This window comes from Exiguobacterium sp. s129 (genome assembly GCF_018617585.1).
Taxonomy (GTDB): domain Bacteria; phylum Bacillota; class Bacilli; order Exiguobacteriales; family Exiguobacteriaceae; genus Exiguobacterium; species Exiguobacterium aestuarii_A.
Genome location: NZ_JACSKL010000022.1, coordinates 1 through 18,159 on the forward strand (window position 1 = coordinate 1; position 18,159 = coordinate 18,159).

Annotated in this window: 16 protein-coding genes, 3 tRNA genes, 1 other RNA gene and 1 other annotated feature; of the genes, 6 read left to right on the forward strand and 14 right to left on the reverse strand. The window is 45.9% G+C overall.

Going from position 1 to position 18,159, the window contains the following annotated elements:
* Positions 1-199: hypothetical protein (locus tag KNO92_RS14230; RefSeq protein WP_214761846.1), on the forward strand; the 199-nt coding region annotated here is incomplete at its 5' end.
* A 126-nt stretch (positions 200-325) separates the two neighbouring features.
* On the opposite strand, the gene KNO92_RS14235 is transcribed toward KNO92_RS14230, so the two are convergent.
* From KNO92_RS14235 to tadA, 6 genes are all read right to left on the reverse strand, one after another.
* A complete protein-coding gene (locus tag KNO92_RS14235) occupies positions 326-550 on the reverse strand; it encodes a YaaL family protein (protein WP_214697288.1) in 225 nt (74 codons plus the stop codon).
* A complete protein-coding gene (recR, locus tag KNO92_RS14240) occupies positions 547-1,146 on the reverse strand; it encodes a recombination mediator RecR (RefSeq protein WP_012727753.1) in 600 nt (199 codons plus the stop codon). Before recR ends, KNO92_RS14235 begins: the two co-directional genes overlap by 4 nt.
* 22 nt (positions 1,147-1,168) lie before the next feature.
* Entirely contained in the window at positions 1,169-1,486 is a 318-nt protein-coding gene (locus tag KNO92_RS14245) for a YbaB/EbfC family nucleoid-associated protein (RefSeq protein WP_074034102.1), read from the reverse strand.
* A 14-nt stretch (positions 1,487-1,500) separates the two neighbouring features.
* A complete protein-coding gene (gene dnaX / locus KNO92_RS14250; RefSeq protein WP_214761848.1) occupies positions 1,501-3,177 on the reverse strand; it encodes a DNA polymerase III subunit gamma/tau in 1,677 nt (558 codons plus the stop codon).
* A gap of 94 nt (positions 3,178-3,271) precedes the next feature.
* Positions 3,272-3,539: signal recognition particle sRNA large type (gene ffs / locus KNO92_RS14255), an RNA gene on the reverse strand.
* Between the two features lie 53 nt (positions 3,540-3,592).
* The gene (gene tadA, locus KNO92_RS14260; RefSeq protein WP_214750036.1) at positions 3,593-4,093 is read right to left on the reverse strand and encodes a tRNA adenosine(34) deaminase TadA; all 501 of its coding nucleotides are present in this window, start codon (positions 4,091-4,093) and stop codon (positions 3,593-3,595) included.
* A 121-nt stretch (positions 4,094-4,214) separates the two neighbouring features.
* Here tadA and KNO92_RS14265 point away from each other — a divergent pair, with 121 nt between their 5' ends.
* Positions 4,215-4,850, forward strand: coding sequence for a deoxynucleoside kinase (locus KNO92_RS14265; protein WP_214697300.1), 636 nt, complete (start codon positions 4,215-4,217; stop codon positions 4,848-4,850).
* On the forward strand, positions 4,847-5,518 hold the full coding sequence (locus KNO92_RS14270) for a deoxynucleoside kinase (protein WP_251125747.1): 672 nt from the start codon (positions 4,847-4,849) through the stop codon (positions 5,516-5,518). The genes KNO92_RS14265 and KNO92_RS14270 overlap by 4 nt, the downstream gene beginning before the upstream one ends.
* A gap of 122 nt (positions 5,519-5,640) precedes the next feature.
* Here the strand turns inward: KNO92_RS14270 and KNO92_RS14275 are convergent.
* The 7 genes from KNO92_RS14275 to pdxS form a co-directional block, all read right to left on the reverse strand.
* A tRNA-Ser gene (locus KNO92_RS14275) sits at positions 5,641-5,730 on the reverse strand.
* 29 nt (positions 5,731-5,759) lie between these two features.
* Positions 5,760-5,850, reverse strand: a tRNA-Ser gene (locus tag KNO92_RS14280).
* Positions 5,851-5,887: 37 nt separating this feature from the next.
* A tRNA-Ser gene (locus KNO92_RS14285) sits at positions 5,888-5,978 on the reverse strand.
* A gap of 138 nt (positions 5,979-6,116) precedes the next feature.
* Positions 6,117-7,400 (reverse strand): serine--tRNA ligase, encoded by a 1,284-nt coding sequence (gene serS, locus KNO92_RS14290; protein WP_214697302.1) that lies wholly within the window; start codon positions 7,398-7,400, stop codon positions 6,117-6,119.
* Between the two features lie 52 nt (positions 7,401-7,452).
* Positions 7,453-7,662 (reverse strand) — a binding site (T-box leader).
* An 18-nt stretch (positions 7,663-7,680) separates the two neighbouring features.
* Positions 7,681-8,928 carry a D-alanyl-D-alanine carboxypeptidase family protein gene (locus KNO92_RS14295; RefSeq protein ID WP_214697304.1) on the reverse strand — a complete coding sequence of 416 codons (1,248 nt, stop codon included), beginning with the start codon at positions 8,926-8,928 and terminating at the stop codon, positions 7,681-7,683.
* Positions 8,929-9,013: 85 nt separating this feature from the next.
* On the reverse strand, positions 9,014-9,592 hold the full coding sequence (gene pdxT, locus KNO92_RS14300; RefSeq protein ID WP_214697306.1) for a pyridoxal 5'-phosphate synthase glutaminase subunit PdxT: 579 nt from the start codon (positions 9,590-9,592) through the stop codon (positions 9,014-9,016).
* 1 nt (position 9,593) lies between these two features.
* Positions 9,594-10,484, reverse strand: a complete 891-nt coding sequence (gene pdxS, locus KNO92_RS14305) for a pyridoxal 5'-phosphate synthase lyase subunit PdxS (protein WP_214697307.1) — start codon at positions 10,482-10,484, stop codon at positions 9,594-9,596.
* A gap of 287 nt (positions 10,485-10,771) precedes the next feature.
* On the opposite strand from pdxS, the gene pdxR reads away from it, so the two are divergent.
* The 3 genes from pdxR to KNO92_RS14320 all read left to right on the forward strand — a co-directional run bounded on the left by pdxR (position 10,772) and on the right by KNO92_RS14320 (position 16,358).
* Complete coding sequence (gene pdxR, locus KNO92_RS14310) at positions 10,772-12,175, forward strand: MocR-like pyridoxine biosynthesis transcription factor PdxR (protein ID WP_214697309.1); 1,404 nt, start codon at positions 10,772-10,774, stop codon at positions 12,173-12,175.
* A complete protein-coding gene (locus tag KNO92_RS14315; RefSeq protein ID WP_214697311.1) occupies positions 12,172-12,792 on the forward strand; it encodes a class A sortase in 621 nt (206 codons plus the stop codon). The genes pdxR and KNO92_RS14315 overlap by 4 nt, the downstream gene beginning before the upstream one ends.
* Before the next feature lie 143 nt (positions 12,793-12,935).
* Positions 12,936-16,358 carry an alpha-amylase family glycosyl hydrolase gene (locus tag KNO92_RS14320; protein ID WP_214761850.1) on the forward strand — a complete coding sequence of 1,141 codons (3,423 nt, stop codon included), beginning with the start codon at positions 12,936-12,938 and terminating at the stop codon, positions 16,356-16,358.
* Between the two features lie 41 nt (positions 16,359-16,399).
* Here the strand turns inward: KNO92_RS14320 and guaB are convergent, their stop codons facing one another.
* A complete protein-coding gene (guaB, locus tag KNO92_RS14325) occupies positions 16,400-17,863 on the reverse strand; it encodes an IMP dehydrogenase (protein WP_214697315.1) in 1,464 nt (487 codons plus the stop codon).
* Positions 17,864-18,159: the final 296 nt, after the last annotated feature.

Below are 18,159 nucleotides of genomic sequence, written 5' to 3' on the forward strand. Positions count from 1 at the left end.
ACGAAGCTTGCGCTTCATTCAAAAAATTGTAAAACTTATTTTTGCCTCATCGTTCAGTTTTCAAAGTTCGTCTGTCGCTCTTAGCGACTTTAATATCTTACCAAGTGAAGAACAAAAGGTCAATCACTTTTTAAAATATTTTTTATTTTGTTTGCCGCTTATCTCGGCGACGTCTATTAATATATCAGTAAAGCTTTAATCACGCAACCCTTTTATTAAAATAGTTTTAAGAAATTTATTAAATTATGCTTTAATCACTCACACTATATTTTTTTCTTCATTATATAGGGTTAAAAATAAAATAAGGCGAGCCAACGGCTTCGCCTTATGAACGGAGAGACGATAAGGATACATTTCGTTTTTTCGCCTCTTTCAAATAGAAAAAGTAAAGAGCTTCTGCTTGCTTCACTTGAGCCGCTAATTCTCCTGTATCTTCGATGCTAACTTCAAGCATCCGACGTTTCGACTCAAACTTAGCTTTCGCTTCCATCAACTCAGTCAGTAGTCGTTGATCATAATCATCTTTTAACGACTTACGAAACCATTTCATAATTCTCTTCTACCTTCCATCGCTCGAGACAAGGTCACTTCGTCCGCATACTCTAAATCCCCACCGACGGGCAAACCATGCGCGAGACGAGTTACACGGATTCCTGTCGGCTTAAGTAAGCGTGATAAATACATCGAAGTCGCTTCTCCCTCAATGTTCGGGTTCGTCGCTAAAATCACTTCTTGGATTGACTCGTTCTCTTGTAACCGTGTCAGCAAGCTTGAAACGTTAATATCCTCTGGACCAATCCCTTCCATTGGACTTATGGCTCCATGAAGAACATGATATTTCCCTCTATACTCTCTCATTTTCTCCATGGCAATCACGTCTCTTGAATCTTGAACCACACAAACTACCGTTTCATCCCGATGTGAGTCTTTACAGATTGCACAAGGATCAATATCTGTAATGTGACCGCACACGGTACAATATTTGATGTCCCGTTTCGCACTGACGAGAGACTTCGCAAACGTTAATACATCGTCTTCTTCCATATCTAATACATGGAACGCCAAACGCACTGCAGTTTTAGGACCGATTCCAGGTAGTTTCGTAAAACTCTCAATCAATCGTCCAATGGCTTCAGGGTATTGCAACTCGCATCGATCCTTTCTTCACTTAAAAGCCTGGGAGATTCATACCTTGTGTGAAACGTCCCATCTTATCATTCACAAGCTGATCAGCTTGCTTCATCGCATCATTAATTGCTGCTAAGACGAGATCCTGCAACATATCTACATCTTCCGGGTCGACGACATCTTCTGCAATGATGACATCTAAAACCTCTTTATGACCGCTGACGACAACTTTTACCATGCCGCCTCCTGCAGTACCTTCTACTGATAACTCTTTTAGTTCTTCTTGAGCTTTCGCCATATCTTTTTGCATCTTTTGCATTTGTTTCATCATGTTATTCATATTTCCCATTCCACGCATTCAGAGCGCCTCCCTTATGTTTCTTCGATTTCAACGACATCGCCAAAACGTTCCATCGCCTGTGCAACCAACGGATCTTCAGTTTCTGGTTCTTCGACTCGTTCTGTCCGCTCTGCTTGTTTTTGAAGGATGAACTCATTCTTCAGTTCATTCCAATCCGTTTCAAGCACCGCCATAATTTCACGACGAATCCCCGTAACTTCAAATAACGCCTGCTCGATTACATCACGCGTACGACCATTCGAACTCACTTGTTCATAGTGCCATGTCATTCCATCTTTAAATTGTACCAGTAAGGTGTCACTTGCACAAAGGACAGCCTCACTTTCATAGAAGAGTGCGAAGATTGGACCATCCTGTATCCGAATATTCGTCATGATGTCGCCCCAACTATCGCGAATCGCATTCAAATGCTGCCGCTCAGCTCGCTGAAGTAATTGGCGAATCCGCTCTTTCGGCACTCGGATTTGTGTCCGTTTCGGAGCAGGCTTCGGTTTTTCCACCTCTATACCTGTCACAGTCACGCCATTCTTCTTCACTTCATTCAATTCGCGGCTCAACTCACGCACTTGGTCTTGAAGTTGTGTCATCTGCTCACTGATCGTGCGACCTTGTTCTGCAATTCGAATGAACGTTAACTCTACCAACACCTTCGGATGATTCGACAGCCTCATTTGCTGCTGGCACTCATTGAGCTCTTCAATCACTTGGAACAATTCGTCCGTCGAAGTCGCTTCGACAAACTGACGAAACTCATCAGTCGGACGAGCACGCTCTAATAAGTCGGCAGCTTGCGGAGATGCTTTCAACAGTAACGCATCCCGATGGACGAACACTAAGTCTTCGATGAAACGCTTTAAATCTTTCCCTTCACGTAACATCATTTCAAGCGTACTCAAAATCGCATTCAACTCTTTTTTCTGTAATCCGTATGCCATTTCGAGCAGTGTTTCATCCGTCACAGCACCCGTTACTTCTAACACCGCTTCTTCCGTCAGACGCCCATCGCTAAATGCCAAGGCCTGATCAAGCAAGCTAAGGGCATCCCTCATCCCGCCATCAGCAGCCCGTGCAATTAGTTTCAATGCTTCCGGATCATAATCATGGTCTTGATCATTCAAAATATAGGCCATCCGGGTTTGCAATTGACTCACTTCATGTCGTTTGACATCAAATCGCTGACAGCGCGAAATAATCGTTGCCGGAATTTTATGCGGTTCTGTCGTTGCCAAAATAAAAATCGCATGTGCTGGCGGTTCTTCAAGTGTTTTCAATAATGCATTGAATGCACCTGTCGACAACATATGCACTTCATCAATGATATATACTTTGTAACGCCCTTGAGACGGTGGATATTTGACTTTGTCTCGGATTTCTCGAATTTCGTCAACTCCATTATTTGATGCCGCATCGATTTCAAACACGTCCGGACTCGCACCTTCCGTGATAGCGATACACGTCGGACAGGTATTACACGGTTCACGTGTCGGTGCACTTTCACAGTTGATCGCCTTAGCAATGATTTTCGCTAAGCTCGTCTTCCCTGTCCCGCGTGGACCTGAAAATAAATATGCGTGTGACATCCGCTCCTCTAATAAAGCGTTTTGAATCGTACGTGTGATATGGACTTGACCGACGACCTCTTGAAATGACTGAGGTCTGTATACTCGATATAACGCTTGATACGCCATGAGTTCGCCTCCTTCCCCACTTTTCTTCTCTATCTCATCATACAAAAAAATCTACAGCCCTGGGGCCATAGATTGAAGTTATAAAATAAATCTGCCGCGCACCGATTTCTGAAAGCACGTCAACATGCGTTACTCATGCAGTTTGCTCAGCCCAAGCACCCCTGCGGCACACGGTACGTCACCACTTAAGGCTGCTTCCTTCCGGACCTGACCTGGTTCATGGGTGACCGTTGCGCAGGACTCAGACGTCAACGCCACTTACATAAGGCAGACCACACCAGCGCACTCCCTCGAATCGGGATTCAGTCTCGCTACAGCGGATTGCGAGTGACAGGGCACCGCTACCTCCCCACCTAGCACGGCAAATGGGTAAATGAAATTATGCACTATCTCGAGTGCTATTACATTATACTGTTTAATCGATTGGGTTGCAACCTCTCTGATGAAGTCTCTCTTGTTTCTTCCTTTCTCTAAGCGCCCGGAAGAAATCAGTTAGAAGTCGTCCACATTCTTCTGCTAAAACATTTTCGGTTACGTCAGCCTGATGATTGAATCGTTCATCTTGTACCAAATTCATCAACGTACCGCAACAACCCCCTTTCGGATCATGTGCACCGAAGATGACCCGCTTCACTCGGGATAGCACAATGGCACCCGCACACATTGGACACGGTTCGAGTGTGACGTATAACTCACAATCTTCTAATCGCCAATTGCCCAGTGATCGATTTGCTGATTCAATCGCAATCATCTCAGCATGAGCCGCTGCCAATAAATCTGTTTCACGACGATTATGACCAGTCGCAATCACTTCATCACCTTTAACAATCACACAGCCGATCGGAACCTCACCGATGGCCTCTGCTTTCTTTGCTTCTTCGATGGCCAACTGCATAAATCGTTCATCACGTTCCATCGATTCACCTCATTTCTTATTTAACACTATGAAAAAAAATGAAAATCAAATCCCTCGCCATATCATTCGCATTCTATGCTAGAATGGAACTTGCACTTTGGATAATGGAGGATGACATCATATGTTTATAACGGTAGAAGGACCGATTGGTGTCGGGAAAACATCACTGGCCCATATCATCAGTCAGCATTTCTCGATGCAGATGCTGAATGAAATTGTAGAAGAGAACCCATTTCTCGGCAAGTTTTATGAAGATATCGAAGAATGGAGTTTCCAAACGGAAATGTTCTTCTTATGCAATCGATTCAAGCAGTTGGATGATATTCATAAACACCACTTGAGTCAACAGCAATCCGTCGTTTCGGACTATCATATTTTCAAAAACTTGATTTTTGCTCACCGTTCGCTGAAACCTGCGCATTTAAACAAGTACGAGCAGATTTATAAGATTTTGACACATGATATGCCGAAACCTGATGTCGTCATTTACTTACACGCCAGCATTGAGACACTGATGAAACGCGTTGCTTTGCGTGGACGTGAAGTGGAAGAAAATATGTCTCGCGATTATCTCGAACAACTTGCTCACGATTATGAGACGTTCGTCGAATCCTATCGCGCGGCCCATCCAGAAGTGAAAATCCTCTCGTTTAGTGGGGATGAACTCGACTTTGTACACAATCCGGACGATTTGACACATGTCCTCAAGACGATTGAACGCGAATTAGAATTAACTAAAGGAGCACAATTAAAATGAAGCTGATTGATAAATATAACATTCCGAACGATACGATCATTACAATCGGTGGAATGGTTGGAATCGGGAAATCGACGATTACCAATTCGTTAGCCGATGCTTTAAACTTCCGAACGTCGCTAGAGAAAGTAGATACGAACCCTTACCTCGATAAATTCTATCATGATTTTGAACGTTGGAGTTTCCATCTTCAAATTTACTTCTTAGCAGAACGCTTTAAAGAACAGAAGAAAATCTTCCAATACGGTGGCGGCTTCATTCAAGACCGTTCCATCTATGAAGACACAGGCATCTTCGCAAAAATGCATTATGAAAAAGGGACGATGTCACCAACAGACTACGAAACGTATTCAAGTTTGTTCGAGGCTATGGTGTTAACACCCTTCTTCCCACACCCAGACCTATTGATTTATCTTGAAGGTTCGTTCGAACAAGTCCTTGAACGCATCCAGATGCGCGGTCGCGAGATGGAGCAACAAACACCAATCGCTTATTGGGAAGAGATGTACGAACGCTACACAGAGTGGATCAACAACTTCAACTTGTGCCCAGTACTACGCCTCTCGATTGAAGAGTACGATCTCATCAAAGACCCAGATTCAGTCGAACTCATCCTTGAAAAAATCGAAAAGCAGTTAACGATTGCTCGCGAAGCAAAAGTTAGATAATCATACAGAGGGATTACGCCATCAAAAGCGTGATCTCTCTTTTTTGTGCATAAAAAAATCCACAGCGCATATGTCTGTGGATACAAAAAATGCATCTGCCTCTGCAGATGCCCGATTGAAAGCGGAGTTGGTGGGATTCGAACCCACGCGAGCCTTGCGACTCCTAACGGATTTCGAGTCCGTCCCCTTCAGCCGGACTTGGGTACAACTCCAGGCCTAAAAAAGTGTAAAAAAAAGAAAGTGGAGGAGGTGGTGGGATTCGAACCCACGCAGGCTGTTACACCCCTGACGGTTTTCAAGACCGTTCCCTTAAACCACTTGGGTACACCTCCAAAAGATATAAAATTGTGTGAGCCTCCAAAAAAGAAATGGAGGAGGTGGTGGGATTCGAACCCACGCAGGCTGTTACACCCCTGACGGTTTTCAAGACCGTTCCCTTAAACCACTTGGGTACACCTCCAAAGCTCATATGCAATTCGTGAGCAACAGTGTCGCTCGACATGATTTATAGTACCAACTGAAGAGACAGATGTCAAACCCTTTTGTGAAAAAACATTAAAAAAAATTGAGCGCCTCAAAATCGAGGCGGCTCAAGTGTTTAGTTCGGCATTTCAATCTTTTCTTTCCCACCCATGTAAGGACGAAGCACTTCCGGAATGACGACTGATCCATCTGCCTGTTGATAGTTTTCCAAAATCGCTGCCACCGTTCGACCGACTGCCAATCCTGAGCCGTTCAATGTATGAACGAATTCTGGTTTCGCGTTGGCATCACGACGGAAGCGAATTCCCGCACGACGCGCTTGGAAATCTTCGAAGTTAGAGCAAGAAGAAATCTCACGATACATCCCTTGTGCTGGCATCCATACTTCGATGTCATATTTTTTCGCAGCTGTGAAGCCGAGGTCTGCCGTGCACATGCTGAGTACTTGATACGGAAGTCCAAGGCGCTTCAATACCTCTTCAGCATGACCTGTCAATAATTCTAGTTGTTCATATGACTCTTCTGGTTTCACGAAGCGGACGAGCTCGACTTTGTTGAACTGGTGCTGACGAATCAAGCCACGTGTATCACGACCAGCTGAACCGGCTTCAGAACGGAAGTTAGCGCTATATGCTGTATACGTAATCGGAAGCTGTGTTTCCGGGATGATTTCTTCACGGTGCATGTTTGTAACTGGCACTTCAGCTGTTGGAACGAGGAAGTAGTTCGTGTCCTCTACTTTGAACGCATCTTCTTCAAATTTAGGAAGTTGACCTGTTCCAATCATCGAATCACGATTGACCATGTACGGCGGCAATACTTCTGAGTATCCATGCTCGTCTGAATGAAGGTCCATCATAAAGTTGATCAGAGCACGTTCTAAGCGAGCACCTAATCCTTTATAGAAGACAAAACGGCTACCCGTTACTTTTCCAGCGCGCTCGACATCGACGATTTTTAGGTCTTCCATCACGTCCCAATGTTGCTTCGGCTCGAAATCAAAATCAGGCTTCGTTCCGATTTCACGAATCGTCACGTTATCGTCTTCTGTCTCACCGATTGGAGTTGACTCATGTGGGATGTTTGGAATGCTGAGCAAGATCAAGTTGAGCTCTGCCTCTACTTCTCGTAACTCCTCATCCAACAATTTGATTTCATCCCCAAGACGACGTGTTTCCAAGATTGGACCTTCTGCATCTTGTTTGTTGCGTTTTAATTCAGCGATTTGTTTTGTCGCTTCATTGCGCTTCGCTTTCTTTACTTCCACTTCGTTAATCAAGTCACGGCGCTTTTCTTCTAACTGCGGGAAGCGGTCAAGTGCACTCAAATCTTCTCCACGGTAAGCTAACTTTTCTTTAATCCCTTCAAAATCTTGTCGTAAACGTTTAATGTCTAACATTGCTGTTCCTCCTTTTTTCATATAAAAAAGGCGGCACGTCCCTTTCCCGTAGGAAAGGGACGAACCACCTTGGATCCGCGTTGCCACCCTCGTTGCCCAAATGCATGAGCCACTCGATGCACGTAACGTGTGCCAAACGTGACTTGTTTCCAAGCCAATGCTCCGAGGCCGATTCGGTTACGCCATCTCACTAGTTTGCACCAACCACTAGCTCTCTGTCAGTAGACGTACGTAACGTACTTATTCTCATCATCGCATCTGTCATTGAATTAATCTTACTTTACAACATCTGAACTTGTTCGACAAGACTGATTTTTCCAAGTGCCAATCTGATTTGATCGAGGAAATCAACAAACGCTCGCGTCATTCTCGTCAAAAACGAAGCCGTATCAACCGCCTCTGCCGTGACAAGCGTCATCTTCGGAGGTGTCTCTCCTTCTAAATAGCGAACTTGATCCGAGGAGTCAATGGTAACCGTGCCTGCCTGTGTATCGACCTTGACCGGAGCGTCTAGTTCGAGCAGTTCAACTTTCGGTTCCGGGACAGGTTTCCCTTTTTCGACTAACACTTCAAAGTCATTCGTCGTACGAACAGTGACCTGTTCCGTTTCACCTTGAGAGACCGTTGCCGTTTCCGAAATGGTTTCCCCTGTCCGTAAAATCGGTGTCATGACGAAATCTGAGTACGCATAGTCGTGTAACGCTTTCGTCGCTACATAGCGCCCCTCATCAGATGGTGCGCCAAGAACGACGGATAACACAGTGCGACCATCCCGTGTCGACACACCGATAAAGCAATAGCCTGCCTCATTCGTTGTTCCCGTTTTAAAGCCGAGCATCCCCGGATAGGCGAGATCTCGGTCGGCGAGCATTCGGTTCGTCGCGTCAAAGCGGACACCGTCGACATCCACGTATGCCCGTTTCGTCACGTCGAGCACTTCCGGAAAAGTCGTCAAATATGCAATCGCCAACTTCATTAAATCGTTGGCAGATGTCAAATTATCTCCTGGTAGACCGGCTGATACAGAATCGAGTCCCGATGCATTCGCGAACGTCGTTTGTGTCATCCCTAATTCATCCGCTCGACGATTCATTTCTTTGACGAACGCCTCTTCTGAACCAGACACCGCTTCCCCGAGCGTCACAGCCGCTTCGTTCGCCGAACGAATTAGTGCTGCATCGTATAACTCTTTGACGGTATACGGTTTATTCAGTAGCGGGATTCTTGCTAGTCCCGGTTTTCTCGTCAGCGCCAAGGCAGCGTCGCTCGGTGTAACCTCCTGATTCCAACTGAGCTTTCCTTCTTCGATTGCTTCACGCGTCAAAAATGCTGTCATCAACTTTGTGATCGAAGCCGGTTGAAGCATGGCATCTTCCTGTTTTGTAAATAAGACCTGACCTGTCGTCACGTCTACGAGCATCGCACTCGCCGCGTCGACTTTTGGCGCGGCCGCAGAGGCGACTGAGGGTACGATTACTTGTACAAGCAACATGGCAACAAACATCATGATTAAATAGCGAGCCTTCACATAGTTTCCCCTTTCTATACGCTTCTTTGTTCAGTGTAACAAAAAATAAGTTTGAAGGACCCCCTTTTCATGAGGTCCCTCAAACTTATGCATATTGCTTCTGATTTTCTTTAACCATCTCGATAAAATAGCGGTGCAATGATAAATCTTCCGTCAATTCCGGATGGAACGAACAAGCAAGGTACTGGTTATAACGAACTGCTACAATCGCTTCCTCAACTTCGGCGAGCACGTCTACTTCCGGTTCAACTCGCGCTACTTGTGGGGCACGAATAAAGACCGCTTCGACCGGCTCATCGATTCCTTTTACCGGAAGATCGACTTCAAAACTGTCGACCTGACGTCCGAATGCATTACGTTTTACTGTCATCGGGATTTTCTTTAAGTGGGCGTCATACCCTTCGACTTCATTCGCAAGAAGAATCATGCCGGCACATGTGCCAAACATCGGTAACGTCTCCATGTCGCGAAGTGGCTCAAGTAACTCATAACGATCGAGTAAACGTCGCATCGCGGTACTTTCTCCACCTGGTAAGACTAATCCATCGATTGCTTTCAAGTCTTTCAATGAGCGGACTACAACGGTTTGAGCACCGAGCGCTTCAAGCATGCGAACATGCTCACGAATTGCACCCTGCATCCCTAATACGCCAATCGTTACCATCTTACCAGCCTCGTGGTGCCATGAGTTCTTCATCTTTGAGCGTACGGACGTCGAGTCCTTTCATCGCCTCACCTAATCCTTTTGAAAGGTGCGCGATTCGCTCATAGTCATCGTGGTACGTTGTCGCTTCTACGATGGCACGTGCGAATTTCTCTGGGTTCTCCGCTTTGAAGATACCAGATCCGACGAAGACACCATCTGCTCCGAGGTGCATCATCAAGGCAGCATCCGCTGGTGTCGCGATTCCACCCGCCGCAAAGTTAACGACAGGGAGACGACCCGCTTCACGAATTTGCATAAGCACTTCAAATGGAGCTCCGAGATCACGAGCTTCTGTCATGACTTCATCCACGCTCATCGACAAGAGACGTTTCACTTGTGCTTGTACGGTGCGCATGTGACGAACCGCTTCCACGATATTCCCTGTTCCTGGCTCACCTTTTGTACGAATCATTGCCGCGCCTTCGCCGATACGACGAGCCGCTTCGCCAAGGTCACGTGCTCCACATACGAACGGTGCTGTATAGTCGCGTTTGTACAAATGGAACTCTTCATCTGCTGGCGTCAATACTTCACTCTCATCGATAAAGTCGACCCCCATCGACTCGAGGACACGCGCTTCAGCGATATGTCCGATACGGCATTTCGCCATAACTGGAACAGATACTGCTCCCATGACATCTTCAATGATTGTTGGGTCGGCCATACGGGCAACCCCACCCATTTTACGGATATCCGAAGGTACGCGTTCAAGTGCCATGACAGCAACCGCACCTGCAGCTTCAGCAATTTTTGCCTGCTCTGCGTTGATGACGTCCATGATGACGCCACCTTTTTGCATTTCAGCCATCCCACGTTTTACTTTATCTGTTCCCACTTGTCTCTTTTCCATTAAAATCCCTCCATGAGTTCATGTTCTACTTGCTAGTATAAGCTGGATTGACTATATTAAAAGTGCCAGATTCTTATTTTTTAAAGTGGTCAGTTTGGAAAAAGGACTCTATGGCTACTATCTCGAACGTGTTGAAGTATAAAGGAGGAATCAATATGTTCGACCGTGATCCGTTTGAAGGAGGTCATCGCGCCTCATTTGGTACACCTGGAATTGTCTCAACCTTGGTTATCCTCGGTTTTCTCTTATACTTCTTTTTCGGTTTGTAAAGAAAGGAACGTCGTTTTATGGATATGCTTACCTTTTCACTTGAACAAGACTCATCCATCCCGCTATATGAGCAGTTATATAAACACATTCGGGATGCTATCGTCGACGATACATTAAAGACGGGTACTAAGTTACCTTCGAAACGTAAACTGACTCAATTTTTGGATGTGTCTCAGACGACAGTCGAGTTCGCTTACGCCCAGTTACTCGCCGAAGGGTACATTGAATCCGTTCCCCGGAAAGGATTTTATGTGTTGCCGCAAGAGGAACTGTACGTCCGGCGATCGAGCAGCACCATCACGCCGTCTCCACTTAAAAAGACATATACGTACGATGTATCGCCAAGTCAAATCGATACGACTGCTTTTCCGTTTGAACGTTGGAAACGACACGTCAAGAACGTTGTCGATGAAGTTCATCATGAACTACTCGCGCTAGGTTCCGTCCAAGGGGATCTCGAACTACGACAGGAAATTGCGACCTATCTCTATCATTCACGAGGCGTCCAATGCTCACCCGAACAAATCATCGTCGGATCAGGGACGGAACAACTCCTTCCACAGCTTTTGGATTTGTTACCTGACGCATCGGTCTTTGGCATTGAAGATCCCGGCTATCCGCTCACTCGTCTTTTATTCGAGCAACAGGGGCGCACTTCTATCCCAATCCCCGTAGATGAAAGTGGCGTTTGTGTCAGTGAGCTCGAACGTCATGCAATCGATGCGCTATACGTAACGCCTGCCCATCAATTTCCGACAGGTACTGTCCTATCCGTCAGTCGACGCCAACGTTTATTGAATTGGGCGCTCGTTCACCAGACGTATATCATTGAGGACGATTACGATAGTGAGTTCCGTTATAGTGGTAAACCCATCCCCTCTCTTCAAAGTATGGACCCGAACGAACGTGTCATCTATATCAGTACTTTCTCGAAATCACTCATGCCATCCCTTCGTATTGGATATATGGTGTTACCAACACCTCTATTGAATCGTTACCGAGAGCGACATCATTACTTCACGTGTAGCGTCCCACGATTCGAACAGCATACGTTGGCTCTATTTATGTCGAGTGGTGACTTCGAGAAGCATTTGAATCGGATGCGAAAAATATACCGCCGCAAGTTAGAGATCGTGCTCGCCGCCTTCCGCCCATTCGAACCAATTGTCACAGTGACAGGTGCGAGCGCTGGATTGCACGTTGTCTTGACCGTCATCAGCAATCGGACAGAGCAAGAATTGAAACAATCCGCTGAATCGTCTGAAATCGCCATCAAATCGATGAACGACTATCGCATCGTACACCCAGATTCGCACATACAATTTTTGTTTGGCTTTGCACACTTGCCTGAATCATCGTTACCGAATGTGATCGATCAGTTGATGGATGCCTGGGAAATCCCGAAAGGAGTGACTCCATGAAGCGACACGTCCGATGGATCATCGGAATCTGTTTACTCGGCAGCGGTCTCTTCTTTTTAACGAGCTCGATTTGGAAAGAGAATATCGCCAGTTCAACGAGTGAATATGTCGTTGAACATATGGAATTACAAGACGAGAGTGAAATTGAGTCGAGTTATGATTTTGCGGCAGTCACACCACTCTCTTTAACGGACGTCTTACAAGCGCGCAATCGGTTTCATCAGTTGCCGACAATCGGTGTCATTTCGATTCCAGATGTTTCACTAGAGCTCCCGATCATAAAAGGGTTAGATGATGAGAGTCTCGCCGTCGGAGCGGGAACCATGCATCCTGATCAAGAAATGGGAAAAGGCAATTACGCACTGGCCGGTCATTATTTACAACATGCGACCGCTCTATTCGGTCCACTCCATGAAGTCCATGTTGGTATGAAAATCTATCTTCGAGATGATACGCACACTTACGAATACGTCGTGATATCGCTTGAGACCGTCTCTCCTGAACGAGTTGATGTATTAGATGAAACAGCTATTCCTACCCTTACATTGATCACTTGTACGTTCGATACGACGGAACGACTCATCGTCAAAGGTTCACTCGTCACTACTGAATCATGACCGCATCTCCTCAACCAACAGGAGACGCGGTTATTTATTGTTTTTTCAAAAACATATTGTTAGCGCTTACAACTTCCGCTAAACTACTTTTGAAAACGTTTGCATAAAATTGTGCAACTTAACTCAAACAAAAGAGGTGTCTCATGAAGAAAAAAACTGCTCATCAGGCTTCGACTTTATTCCTGTCCGGTGTATTGCTCATTCAAGCCGGGGTTCCGATGAACGCATTGGCTGAACCGACTGCAATCACGATTGATGGGGCAAAAACAGATTGGGCTAATATTCCCGCCCTCGCAAGTTCGCCCACTGCTGGATGGCAAGGATTTGATGTCGGTGATTTATACATAAACAATGATGCCCAACACCTTTATTTTTACGTAGACGCGAATAATGTCCCGAACTGGGGAGACAACGGGCAATACATCAACATCGCCCTTCAAATCAACGATGAAGATTCAGGTGTATCGACGAATCCCCTCGGCTATCCATTCGATTTTAAAGGTGTCGACAAGGCACCTCAGTATCATATTCTCGTCCGAGTCGATGGCGATCAGAATGTAAAAGAGGCTGCTCTTTATCAGGCGGGTCAAGAGAAACCACTTTTACAATTGAATCAGTTGAACGGTGCGGCTTTTGCCTTAGACCGAACGAAAGGATTTGAAGGAAAAGTTCCTCTGTCATTGCTCGGCTTAAACAATGGAGATCAAGTACGCGCCTTAACTGTATTAAGCGGAAATAACGCCGGAGAACATGGGGCGTTCGATACGATTCCGAGCAACGCTGCCAATCAATTGGCCAATAGTTGGAACGTGTCTGCCACGCCATCCACACAATCTGTTTATAGTGCCCCGTTCACCTTAAATGGGGTAGAGACGATTGACCAACTTGAAGTTGCGTCTGTGACCCCGGCCTCATCATCCATTGATGTGGATGTGTCTGCTCCAATCACATGGACATTTAATGAACCCGTCCGTTTGGATTCCACATCGGTTACCTTACAACAAGGGGAGACGCGTGTCCCGGTTGATGTGACGACGAACGGTACGAGCGTGACACTTCAACCGAAAGAGGCTCTCGCTCTCAATACGTCATATACGGCCACTATTCCAGAAGGTGCAGTGACTGGAACGATTTCGAATACAACACTCCCGGCATTGACGACTACTTTCAAAACAGCAACAAAGCTCGCTGATCCTTGGGAAACGACACGCTATATCGAAATGAAGTATGTCCGTGCCGATCATGACTATACGGATTGGAACTTATGGACATGGAGCACAGGGAAAAAAGACGGACAAGTCGATCCATACCGGATAACTGACGATGGGGCCATCTTCCGTATCCCGGTTGGTCAAGACGCCACGAAAGTTGGGTTTGTCATTCGAAAAGGCACGGACTGGGCCGTTAAGGATGCTTATGGAGAAGACAGATACGTCACGCTCGGAGAAGATCGCGTCACGAAGGTCGTCGTCGAAAGCGGAAAAGGTACCTTCCATCAAGTTCCGACAATCAGTGGTCCCGAATACGGTACAGATGGGGTTCAATTCTTCTATCGTGATGTAGCACTCTATGAAGCAGGAGAAATGGATGAAATCGATCAGGTCGCACTCAAAATCAATGGCGCGACGTACCCGATGACTTATGAGCCAGAAAACGAGTGGTTCCGCCACACGGTACGTTTACCTGAAGGAATCCATGACTACACGTATCTCGTCACGAAGGACGGCGTCACGACTGAAGTGAAAGATCCTTATTTCGAGGCTTCTCAAATCGAATATCGTCAACCAACAGTCAAACTCACTTCTTCTGTCAGTCCGAAAGCCATCAGCTCTCGTGAAAATGCGGTTGTTCGAGTAAACCCGACCTTGCCAAAAGGTGTGACACTCCGAGAACTCTATATCGATGCACGCCCACTCGGCGGTCCTGAAAAGTTACACATTGATCGTGCGTTAAACGCCCAAACAATCGCGGTGAAAGACACAGTCAAACCTGGAAATAAGACGCTTGCCGTCACTGCAATCGACCAATATGGAAACGTTCATCGCTCGAAAACAACGATTCGTGTCGTCCCTAAAACGATGAAGGAAAAACAAGCGTTTGACTGGGATGAGGCGCGCATCTATTTCATGCTCACCGATCGCTTCTACAACGGAGATTTATCCAATGACAACCCGAATCGTGAATACTATGACAAAGATCATCCTGAGTCTTACCATGGTGGCGATTTTGCAGGTGTCACGAAAAAACTCGATTATTTAGACGACCTTGGGATCAATACGATTTGGATTACTCCAATTGTGGATAACATCGATTGGGATTTACGATATGGAAAAGACGGTTCTCAATATGGATATCATGGGTATTGGGCCAAAAACTTTGAAAAACTTGATGAACATCTCGGGGATATGGCTGCCTTCCATAAACTGATTGATGAAGCGCATAAACGTGGAATGAAGATTATGGTCGACGTCGTCTTGAACCATCCCGGCTACGGCATGGAGCCTGGAGCAAGCTCATCTGTCACAAACTTCCCAACGGATGCAGAACGACAAGTATTCGATGGGATGATTCGTGAAAATCCGGTCAACGGAGACGATCTCAAAATGTCGCTATCCGGTCTTCCCGACTTCAAGACGGAAGAAGCTGCCGTTCGAGAACAGTTGGTGAAATGGCAGACAGATTGGATCAAACGGTCGAAAACGAAAAAAGGTAACACGATTGATTACTTCCGTGTCGATACGGTCAAACACGTGGACTCCACAACGTGGAAATCATTTAAAAATGAATTAACGGCAATCAAACCGAATTTCAAATTGATTGGGGAGCACTACGGGGCGAGTATCAACAACACAGGCGGATACTTAAGAAGTGGTCAAATGGATTCCTTGCTCGACTTTGATTTTAAATATCAGGCTGAACGATTCGTAAATGGCAATATCGAAGACGTTGAAAAGGCGCTTCAATATCGTAATACGCAATTATCGAACGAAGCGACGCTCGGACAATTCTTGAGTAGTCATGATGAAGACGGCTTCCTCGTCTCGCGGGCAGGCGGGGACACTGGTAAGCAAATGGTCGCAGCCTCTCTTCAAATCACGGCGAAAGGTCAGCCTGTAATCTATTACGGAGAAGAAGTCGGTCAATCTGGGAAGCATGCGGGCGATATGGATAAAGGCGAGTTCAATGAAAATCGCTATGACTTCGACTGGTCTCGCGTCAAAGGTGAAGGAAAAGCGATGCATACGCACTATCAAAAACTTTTGAATATCCGTGCAGACTATTCGCACGTATTCAGTAAAGGGACACGTTCGTCCATCGTTTCGAATTCTGAGGCTGGCTATTCAATCTTCAAACGAAGTTATGGAAAACAATCGGTTCTCGTCGGATTAAATACGAAAGAGAAAGCGCAAACCGTTTCCTTCAATACATCGTATAAAGCGAAAACCATTTTGATTGACCGATATAGTGGTAAACAATACATCGTTCAAAAGAATGGTAAAGTCACCGTCTCACTTCCTGCTCAAGATCAAGGTGGTACCGTGATTTTAGTAGAGAAGCGCAAATAAATAACCGCCATCCTGAGTGTACAGGATGGCGGCTTTTTACATTAGCGTGAGTAGTTCGGTGCTTCTTTTGTGATATTGACATCGTGTGGGTGACTTTCTTGAAGACCCGCACCCGTCATACGAATGAATTGTGTGTCTTCACGAAGGGCACGGATGTCGGCAGCGCCACAGTATCCCATACCTGAGCGAAGACCACCAATCAATTGATATACCGTGTCAGCGAGTTCGCCACGATAGGCGACACGTCCTTCGATTCCTTCTGGAACGAACTTTTTGTCTGCTTCTTGGAAGTAACGGTCTTGGCTACCGCGCTTCATCGATGCTTCAGATCCCATACCACGGTATGTCTTAAACTGACGACCTTGGTAAATTTCCATTTCGCCTGGGCTCTCTTTCACACCAGCAAGCAAGCTACCAAGCATGACAGCGTTTGCTCCAGCAGCGATGGCTTTGACGATATCGCCTGAGTACTTGATTCCACCATCAGCGATGACTGATACACCATGCTCTTTTGCTTCTGTGACACAATCATATACAGCTGTGATTTGTGGAACACCAACGCCTGCAACGACGCGTGTCGTACAGATTGATCCTGGTCCAATTCCGACTTTGATGACCGATGCTCCAGCTTCAATCAAAGCACGTGTCGCTTCAGCAGTAGCCACGTTTCCTGCAATGATTGGGAGCGATGGGAACGTATCGCGCAACTCACGAACTTTTTCAAGCACACCAGCCGAATGTCCATGTGCTGTATCGATAACCAATGCATCTACGCCTGCTTCTACAAGTACTTGAGCACGTGATGCTGCATCTTTTGTTACTCCGACTGCAGCTGCTACAAGAAGACGACCTTGCTTGTCTTTTGCCGCGTTTGGGAATTGCTCGACCTTCTCGATATCTTTTGTCGTGATGAGACCTTTCAATACGCCAGCTTCATCGACGAGTGGAAGTTTCTCAATGCGGTGTTGATGAAGAATACGTTCTGCTTCCTCAAGCGATGTACCTACTTTTGCAGTGATGAGGTTTTCCGTTGTCATCACATCCTTGATGACGGTTGAATAATCTTTGATGAAACGAAGATCACGATTCGTCAAAATACCAATCAACTTACGTTCTTCTTCTGAGTTGACGATTGGTACGCCAGAAATGCGATATTTACTCATCAAATACTCAGCATCATACACTTGACGATCTGGAGTTAAATAGAAAGGATTTGTGATGACACCATTCTCTGAGCGCTTAACGCGATCGACATGCTCAGCCTGCATTTCCATTGACATGTTCTTGTGAATGACACCTAAGCCGCCTTGACGGGCCATAGCAATTGCCATCGGAGCTTCCGTGACGGTATCCATACCCGCACTGATGATTGGGATATTCAATTCTAATCCTTCACAGAGCTTTGTGCTTAAATCAACGTCACGCGGTAAAACATTTGAGAACCTCGGTACGAGTAATACATCATCAAACGTTAAACCTTCTTTTGCAAACTTGTTTTCCCACATAAAAATTGATGGCCCCTTTCTCGTTCTACCTACATCTTTGTTTCGAAATATTTCTGTAATGGTAACAGGTATAACGCAAAAGTGCAATTCAATTCCCGATGTTCAGAAAAGTCAGAATTGTGTTCATTCCCCTATAGATGATGAGAATTGTTCGGAGTTTCATAATAAAAGCGATATAAATACGGAGTTCGATTTCATCGTACATACAAAAAAACGACCGAGCGTATGCTCGGTCGTCCTCTCTGTTGTTGCCTGGCAACGTCCTATCCTCACAGGGGGAGATCCCCCAACTACTT

Coding starts and splice junctions, on each gene's coding strand:
- dnaX (WP_214761848.1), bottom strand. CDS start 3,177: ATGGCGTATCAAGCGTTATATCGAGTATACAGACCTCAGTCATTTCAA.
- KNO92_RS14245 (WP_074034102.1), bottom strand. CDS start 1,486: ATGCGTGGAATGGGAAATATGAATAACATGATGAAACAAATGCAAAAG.
- pdxS (WP_214697307.1), bottom strand. CDS start 10,484: ATGGAAAAGAGACAAGTGGGAACAGATAAAGTAAAACGTGGGATGGCT.
- KNO92_RS14320 (WP_214761850.1), top strand. CDS start 12,936: ATGAAGAAAAAAACTGCTCATCAGGCTTCGACTTTATTCCTGTCCGGT.
- guaB (WP_214697315.1), bottom strand. CDS start 17,863: ATGTGGGAAAACAAGTTTGCAAAAGAAGGTTTAACGTTTGATGATGTA.
- serS (WP_214697302.1), bottom strand. CDS start 7,400: ATGTTAGACATTAAACGTTTACGACAAGATTTTGAAGGGATTAAAGAA.
- KNO92_RS14315 (WP_214697311.1), top strand. CDS start 12,172: ATGAAGCGACACGTCCGATGGATCATCGGAATCTGTTTACTCGGCAGC.
- pdxT (WP_214697306.1), bottom strand. CDS start 9,592: ATGGTAACGATTGGCGTATTAGGGATGCAGGGTGCAATTCGTGAGCAT.
- KNO92_RS14265 (WP_214697300.1), top strand. CDS start 4,215: ATGTTTATAACGGTAGAAGGACCGATTGGTGTCGGGAAAACATCACTG.
- tadA (WP_214750036.1), bottom strand. CDS start 4,093: ATGGAACGTGATGAACGATTTATGCAGTTGGCCATCGAAGAAGCAAAG.
- KNO92_RS14270 (WP_251125747.1), top strand. CDS start 4,847: ATGAAGCTGATTGATAAATATAACATTCCGAACGATACGATCATTACA.
- pdxR (WP_214697309.1), top strand. CDS start 10,772: ATGGATATGCTTACCTTTTCACTTGAACAAGACTCATCCATCCCGCTA.
- KNO92_RS14235 (WP_214697288.1), bottom strand. CDS start 550: ATGAAATGGTTTCGTAAGTCGTTAAAAGATGATTATGATCAACGACTA.